Source organism: Xanthobacter sp. BG11Y11_SDJG, assembly GCF_057364445.1.
Genome location: NZ_JBNFNU010000199.1, coordinates 1 through 7,565, shown reverse-complemented (window position 1 = coordinate 7,565; position 7,565 = coordinate 1). Strand labels below are relative to the sequence as shown.

Sequence of the window (7,565 nt, the reverse complement as noted above, 5' to 3'; positions counted from 1 at the left end):
CGCCGACCACCGCGCCCACGGGGACCACCCCACCACCGCGCCGACCGCGGCTCCGCCGACGGGCGCCGGTGGCGGTGGAGGCCTGGGCGAAGGCGAGGCCGGGCGCCATCACGGCGAGCGCGGCCGCGCCGACAAGCATCTTGCGCATCATGTGTCGTCTCCTCGTCCGATAATGATATGACGAAGAACGAAGATGCGCCGAAGTCGTTCCAGCGTGGCCGTATCGCCTTATTGCCGACACACGCCGGAAACGGCACCGCTTACCTGAGCTTTCGCTTCTATAACTCCGGGCCACGGGATTGCATGCTTTGCGGCCGCTCAAGCGCGACAGTTCGCTACCCGATTCATCTGGAGCGCAGCGGAAAATCCGCGGTCGGACCGTCAGGCCGGGGCGGGCGCCGGGACGCGGGGCACCGGCACCATCAGTCCGCGGCTGAGCAGCTCGGCATGGGTCAGGTCGAGCACCCGCCAGGCGGTGGCGACCAGTTCGTCCGCCTCCTCGTAGCTCAGCGTGAAGGGCGGGGCGAGGATCATGCCGTCGCGCACCGCCCGCATCACCAGGCCCTCGCGGAACGAGAAGTCGCGGCAGATGAGGCCCACCGTGCCCTCCTCCGCCGCGAAGGCGGCGCGGGTGGCCTTGTCGGGGGTCAGTTCCATGGCGCCGATGAGGCCCACCATGCGCGCCTCGCCCACCAGCGGATGCTCGGCCAGCCTGAGCCAGCGCTCCTGGAGATAGGGGCCGATATCGGACTTCACGCGGGCGACGAGGTTCTCCTCGTGCATGATCTTGAGGTTGGCCAGCGCCGCTGCGCAGCCGCCGGGATGGCCGGAATAGGTGTAGCCGTGGTTGAAGTCGCCGCCATGGGCGATGAAGCCCTCGGCGAAATGGTCGCCGACGATCACGCCGCCGAGCGGGAAATAGCCCGAGGTCACGCCCTTGGCGAAGGTGATGAGGTCCGGCTTCACCCCCATATATTGGCAGCCGAACCACTCGCCCGTGCGCCCGAAGCCGCAGATCACCTCGTCGCAGATCAGCAGCACGTCGCGCTCGCGGCAGATGCGCTCCACCTCCGGCCAGTAGTTGGCGGGCGGGATGACCACGCCGCCCGCCCCCTGGATCGGCTCGCCGATGAAGGCGGCGACGTTCTCAGGCCCCGCCTCGTCGATGGCGCGGGCCACTTCGCGCGCGGCGTAGAGGCCGAAGTCCTCGCGCGACATCTGCCCGCCCTCGGCCCACCAATAGGGCTGCTGGACGTGGACGATGCCGGGAATGGGCAGGCCGCCCTGGGCGTGCATGGGCTTCATGCCGCCGAGCGAGGCGCCGCCCATGGTGGAGCCGTGATAGCCGTTGCGGCGCGAGATGAAGATGTGCTTCTCGGGCTTGCCGAGCGAGGCCCAGTAGTGGCGCACCATGCGCAGCACCGTGTCCACCGCCTCCGATCCGCCGGAGGTGAAGAACACGTGGTTCATGTGCGCCGGCGCCACCTGCGCGATGGCGGCGGCCAGCTCGGCGGCGGCCGGATGGGTGGTCTTGAAGAAGGTGTTGTAATAGTCGAGTTCGCGCAGCTGCCGGGCGATGGCGTCGACGATGTCGTGGCGCCCGTGGCCCACCTGCGAGCACCACAGGCCCGACATGCCGTCGAGGATGCGGTTGCCCTCGCTGTCATAGACATAGACCCCCTCCGCGCGCGTTATGACGCGCACGCCCTCGGCATTGAGCGCCTTGGTGTCGGAGAACGGGTGGAGGTGGTGCGCGGCGTCGAGGGCGCGCCAGTGGGCCGTGGAGTTGGACACAGGGGCCGAAGCCGACGTCACGATGGAATGCTCCCGCACATCTGAACGACAGCGCCGCCGGCTGCCGGCGCTGAAGAGGCGGCGGCCGCACCTGAAGGCATGCCGCTGCGAAAGGCCGCGCAGCGCGTTCCACGTTCTGGAACTGCACCCCGGGAGCCGGCCTCGGCCAAGCTCGCGCGCCGCCCTGCGGCCGTCAAGACCTGTTGCCGAGAGGCATCAGCGGCGCGCGGAATGACCTTCCGAAAGCCGAATGCGGCTTCTCATGATACCGCCGCGTCCAAACTTCGTTAATCTGGTGGCAAGGGACCATTGGGACAGGGACGGGCACATGATTCGCGGAGCAATCCTGACCTCGGCTTGCGCATTCGCCTGCCTTCTGGCGCCGGCGCTGCACGCCGCCGACCTGGCGCCTGCTGCGCCGGCGCCGGTCGCGCCGGGAAGCTGGACCGGCTTCTATCTCGCGCCTATGCCGGCGCCGGCCTGGTGGACACCTGGTGGGGCAAGGGAGACGGCGTGCTCACGCCGCGCTCCGACCAGAAGCTGCCGGTGCTCGGCTCCGCCACGGCGGCCGTGGTGGGCGGGCAGGTCGGCTACAACCACCAGGTCGGCCAGATGGTGCTGGGCGTCGAGGCGGACCTCGGCACGGGATCCCTCTACGGCATGACGCGCTGCGGCTTCGACTGGACCTCGCTCTGCACGTCGGACACCGATTGGGTCGGCACGCTCGCGGCCCGCGCCGGCGTCGCCTTCGGCAGCGTTCTGCTCTACGGCAAGGCGGGGCTCGCATTGGCACACACCGCCTTCTCCGCGTCAGGCAAATTCTATCCGGGCGAGCTGTCCGCGTCGCAGACGGCCAGCGGCTGGACCGCCGGCGGAGGCGTCGAGCTGGCGCTCACGCCCTCGGTGTCGGTGAAGGCGGAGTATGCCTATCTGGACCTCGGCAGCACCACGCCGACGCTCGCGGATGCGACCGGGCGCAGCAATCTCGACATCACCCAATCGGCGCAGTTGGTGAAGCTCGGCCTGAACGTGCGCCCCGGCGGCGCACGCTGCCGGGCACGCGCGTGCAGCCTGCCGCCGCGGGCCAGGCGGCAACCCACAACTGGTCCGGCCTCTATATCGGCGCCCATGCCGGCGGCGCCTGGGGCCGGGACGAATGGACCGACGCCACCGGCTTCCTCGCGGCCACGGTGAAGAGCGGCGCCCTTCCCGGCGGCGGCGACAGCATGGGCATGTTCGGCGGCGTCCAGGGCGGGTTCAACCTCCAGGCGGGAGCGTGGGTTGCCGGCATCGATGCCAGCGCCAGCGCCGCGACCATCGGCGCCTATGCCAAGTGCCTGAGCGACAACGTGACCTTCTCCAGCTTCGCCTGCCGCACCACGGCGAAGAGCCTCGGCACCGTCGCCGGCCGGCTCGGCTACGGCTTCGGCGACGCGCTGGTCTACGGCAAGGCGGGCGCGGCGTGGGTGTCCGGCCCCGTGGACCTGCACGACGCCTATAAGGGCCCCCTCTACGGCACGGATGCCACCCGCTGGGGCTGGCTTTTGGGGGCCGGCGTCGAATATGCGCTGACGGACCGCATCTCCGCCTTCATCGAATACGACCACATGGACTTCGGCACGAGCGACATCGCCATCGCCGACGGGCGCCGCACCGCCACCGTGAGCCTCGACCAGAGCCTCGATCTGGTGCGCATGGGCGTGAACTACCGCTTCGGACCGGCCTCGCCCACGTCCGGCCCCGCCCTCCCCGCCACCCCGGCCGCTGGAGCCTTGAGGCCGGCGCGCGGTATTTCCTGAGCACCGGCCATTCCTCGATCGATCTGTTCAGCCCCGCGGACCGCCACCAGCTCAATTCCCGCCTGACCTATGGCGACACCACCGGGCAGGCACCGGAAGCCTTCTTCCGCCTCGACCACGAGAGCGGCGTGTTCCTCAAGGGCTATGGTGGCATCGGCACGCTGTCGGGCGGAATGTTCATCGACGAGGACTTTCCGCCTGCCGAGACGCCCTATTCGAGCACACGCAGCCTGATGAAGGCCGGCAGCCTCGCTTATGGCGGCATCGATCTCGGCTACGACTTCATCCGCGGCCCCGCGGGCACGCTCGGCGCCTATGTGGGCTATCGCGGCTCCTACGAGAAGGTCCTGGCCTATGGGTGCTGGCAGGTCGCCGGCAACCCGAACGTCTGCGCCGATACGAAGACCAGCAAGCGTCCGGTCCAGCTCGTGCTCGGCGAGACTGCCTCCTGGCAGGCCTTGGCGCTGGGCATCAACGGGCGCCTCGCCCTCGCCCCGCGCATCGCCCTGGAGCTGGACGCCGCCTATCTGCCCTATGCCACCCGCACCGGCTACGACAATCACTGGTGGCGCGGCGACATCAACCCGCAACCGGAGAACGGCAGCGGCTGGGGGACGATGGCACAGGCCGTGCTCACCTATGCGGTCAGCGAGCGGTTCGACCTCGGCATCGGCGCGCGGTACGAGTTCCTGACCTCCCCCGCCACGTTCACCCAGTTCCCGTCCGACATTCCGCGCTCGCGCGAGACCGCCTATAGCGAGCGCTACGGGGCGTTCGTCCAGGCCTCCTACCGGTTTGGCGACATCGCTCCCGAGACCGCGCCCCAGGCCGCCGCGGCGGTCAAGGCGGCGACCGCCCGGCGACCGACTGGACCGGCGTCTATGCCGGCGCCGCGACTCGGCGTCGGGCAACGGGGCACACCACCTATGCCTCGCCCTTTCCCGACGCCCGTGAAACGGCGACGCGGTGGACCTCGGCGGGGCTCTGGCCGGCGGGCAGATCGGCGCCGACTACCAGTTCGGCGCCCTGGTGGCCGGCGCGGAACTGTCCGGCGCCTGGACCCGCATGGTGGGCACCAGCACCTGCTTCGCCTCGGCGCCGGCCCCGGCGGCGTTCAATTGCGGCACCGGCGTGGAAGCGCTCTCGGCGCTCACCGCGCGGCTCGGCTACGCCTTCGGCCGCTCGCTCATCTATGCCCGCGGCGGCGCCGTCTGGGCGCGGCAGAACGATGCCTTCAACACCCATGCGCCCCATGCCCTGCGCCTGAGCTCAGTCGGCACCAACACCGGATGGACCGCCGGCGCCGGCATCGAATATGCGCTGCTGCCGGACCTTTCGGTGGGCCTCGAATACCGGCATTACGCATTCGGCGCGAGCGATGCCTTCGAGGCCCCGGCGACACCCACGCTCGCGGGCGTGAACGTCGCGCCGGACTCGCTGCGACTCGACACCGTGGCGCTGACGCTGAACTATCGCTTCGGCACCGGCGGCGGGCGCTAAGTCCCGCCCCGGGCGGCGGGGAGAAAGCGAGCAAGATGGACGCGGATTTCTGGCACGCGCGATGGACCGCCAACCAGATCGGCTTCCACGAAGGCAAGCCGAACGTCCATCTGGAGGCGCATCTCGATCGCCTGCGCCTCGCGCCGGGCGCCCGCCTGTTCCTGCCTCTGTGCGGGAAGACGCGGGACATCGCCTGGCTCCTGGCGCGCGGCTTCCGGGTCGCCGGCGCGGAGCTGAGCCCACTCGCGGTGGCGCAGCTGTTCGAGGAGCTGGGCGTCGCGCCGGAGATCGTGCCGGCCGGGCCGCTGGAGCTGCACCGCGCCCCAGGCCTCGACGTCTTCGTAGGCGACATCTTCACCCTGTCGGCGCAGCGGCTCGGGGCGGTGGATGCGGTCTATGACCGGGCGGCGCTGGTCGCCCTGCCCGCGCCCATGCGCCCGCTTTATGCCGCGCACCTCGCCGCCATGACCGCCCGCGCGCCGCAATTGCTCGTCTGCTTCACCTACGACCAGGCGCTGGCGGAGGGGCCGCCCTTCTCCGTCACTGCCGATGAGGTGCGCGCGCTCTACGGCACGGCCTACCGGGTGGAGCGGCTCGACAGCTGCCCGGTTCCCGGCGGGCTCCGGGGCAAGGTGCCGGCGCAGGAGGACGTGTGGCTGCTGGCGCGCGCGTGAGCGGCGCTCACAGCCGCGTCCAGACGGTCTTGAGGTCGGAATATTTCTCTAGCGCGTGCAAGGACTTGTCGCGTCCGAAGCCGGACTGCTTCACGCCGCCGAAGGGCGTGGTGATGTCGTCCGCGTCGAAGCAGTTCACATAAACGATGCCGGCCTTGAAGCGGCGCGCCACCTTGTGGGCGGCGCCGAGGTCTGCGCTCCACACGGAGGCGCCGAGGCCGTAGACGGTGCCGTTGGCGATCTCCACCGCCTGATCGAGGCCGTCGAAGCCGATCACCGAGAGCACCGGCCCGAAAATCTCCTGCTGCGCCAGAGACGAGGACGGCGCCACGTCATCGAACACGGTGGGGGCGACGAAGGCGCCGCCGCTGTCCTCGCGCACCGCCGTGCCGCCCGCCACCAGCCGGGCGCCCTCCTTGAGGCCGCCGTCGATGGCTTTCAGGATGCGCTGCTGGTGCTCGCGGCTCACCACCGCGCCCGCGGGGGCGGCGGGATCGAGCGGATCGGCCGGCATCCAGCGCGGCGCCAGAGCGGCGACGCGGGCGACGAGGTCGGCGCGGATGCGGTTGTCCACCAGCAGCCGCGAGGCGGCGGTGCACATCTCGCCCTGGTTGAAGAAGATGCCGCCGGCCACCGCCTCGGCCACCGCGTCGAGGTCGCTCACGTCGTGCGCCACCACGAAGGCGGTCTTGCCGCCCAGCTCCAGATAGACCCGCTTCAGGTTGCTGTCGGCGGAATAGCGCATGAAATAGCGCCCCACCTCGGTGGAGCCGGTGAAGGCGATGGCGTCCACGTCCATGTGGAGGCCCAGCGCCTTGCCGGCCTCCGTGCCGAGGCCGGGCACCACGTTGAACACGCCGTCCGGAATGCCGGCCTCCTGCGCCAGCTCGGCGAGGCGCAGCGCGGTGAGCGGGCTTTCCTCGGCCGGCTTCAGCACCACCGAATTGCCCATGGCCAAAGCGGGCGCCACCTTCCAGGCGGCCATGATCATGGGGAAGTTCCAGGGCACCACGCGCCCACCACCCCGATCGGCTCGCGCAGGATCAGCGCCAGATTCTCCAGCGTGGTGGGCGCCACCTCGCCATAGACCTTGTCGGCGCACTCGCCGTAATAGGCGAAGCAGTCGGCCGCCGCGCGCGCGTCGATGGCGCGGGCGTCCGAGATCGGCTTGCCCATGTTGAGGGTCTCGGTGAGCGCCAGTTCCTCGCGGTTGGCGCGGATCAGCTCGGCGAAGCGCGCCAACGTGCGCTTGCGGTCGAGCGGCCGCAGGCCCGCCCAGCGGCGGTCCTCGAACGCGCGCCGCGCCGCCCTCACCGCCCGGTCCACGTCCTGCGCATCGCAGGCGGCGACCTCGGCCAGCACCTTGCCGGTGGCCGGGTTCACAGCGGAGAAGGTGCGCCCGGAGGCGGCCGGCACGAAGGCGCCGTCGATGAAGGCCTGCGTCCGGAAAGTGGGGTGGATTTCCGCCGCCCGTTCAGCCACCGCCATGATGAAACGCTCCCAAAACCGAACTCCGCGCAACCTCGCGCGGCGCCCCCGAGGCCGTCAAGCCGCAGCGGGACGAAACGCCGATGCGCGCAGGGCGCGAACTGTGGCGGAATTGCGATTTTTCGGTTCCTGTGCGTCAGCTTTCTGGTCTGATATAGAGGTATCTACACACAGGGTAGGGTTTGCGATCATGATTCTGCGGCGTCGACTGATGACCTCCACCAGCCTCGCCGCATTCCTGATCGGCCTCGCCGGCCTGCCGGCCGCGGCGGCCGACCTCGCCCCCAAGGCGCAGGCGGCGCCCCGCCAC

Annotated in this window: 5 protein-coding genes and 1 pseudogene; 4 read left to right on the top strand and 2 right to left on the bottom strand. The window is 70.3% G+C overall.

All coding sequences use genetic code 11. The annotated features are described in order from the left end of the window. Positions 1-381: 381 nt before the first annotated feature. Positions 382-1,815: an aspartate aminotransferase family protein gene (locus AC2W7M_RS15625; protein ID WP_486133145.1), complete on the bottom strand. Its 1,434-nt coding sequence runs from the start codon at positions 1,813-1,815 to the stop codon at positions 382-384. A gap of 288 nt (positions 1,816-2,103) precedes the next feature. On the opposite strand from AC2W7M_RS15625, the gene AC2W7M_RS15620 reads away from it, so the two are divergent. The 4 genes from AC2W7M_RS15620 (at position 2,104) to tmpT (ending at position 5,767) form a co-directional block, all read left to right on the top strand. Beyond that, a complete protein-coding gene (locus tag AC2W7M_RS15620) occupies positions 2,104-2,988 on the top strand; it encodes an outer membrane protein (protein WP_486133144.1) in 885 nt (294 codons plus the stop codon). Continuing rightward, complete coding sequence (locus AC2W7M_RS15615) at positions 2,913-3,593, top strand: outer membrane protein (protein ID WP_486133146.1); 681 nt, start codon at positions 2,913-2,915, stop codon at positions 3,591-3,593. The genes AC2W7M_RS15620 and AC2W7M_RS15615 overlap by 76 nt, the downstream gene beginning before the upstream one ends. A 966-nt stretch (positions 3,594-4,559) precedes the next feature. Next, complete coding sequence (locus AC2W7M_RS15610) at positions 4,560-5,093, top strand: outer membrane protein (protein WP_486133143.1); 534 nt, start codon at positions 4,560-4,562, stop codon at positions 5,091-5,093. Between the two features lie 35 nt (positions 5,094-5,128). After that, positions 5,129-5,767 (top strand): thiopurine S-methyltransferase, encoded by a 639-nt coding sequence (gene tmpT, locus AC2W7M_RS15605; protein ID WP_486133142.1) that lies wholly within the window; start codon positions 5,129-5,131, stop codon positions 5,765-5,767. A 7-nt stretch (positions 5,768-5,774) separates the two neighbouring features. Here tmpT and AC2W7M_RS15600 read toward each other — a convergent pair. Next, a pseudogene (locus AC2W7M_RS15600) lies at positions 5,775-7,255 on the bottom strand (aldehyde dehydrogenase). Positions 7,256-7,565 lie beyond the last annotated feature (310 nt).

Coding starts and splice junctions, on each gene's coding strand:
- tmpT (WP_486133142.1), top strand. CDS start 5,129: ATGGACGCGGATTTCTGGCACGCGCGATGGACCGCCAACCAGATCGGC.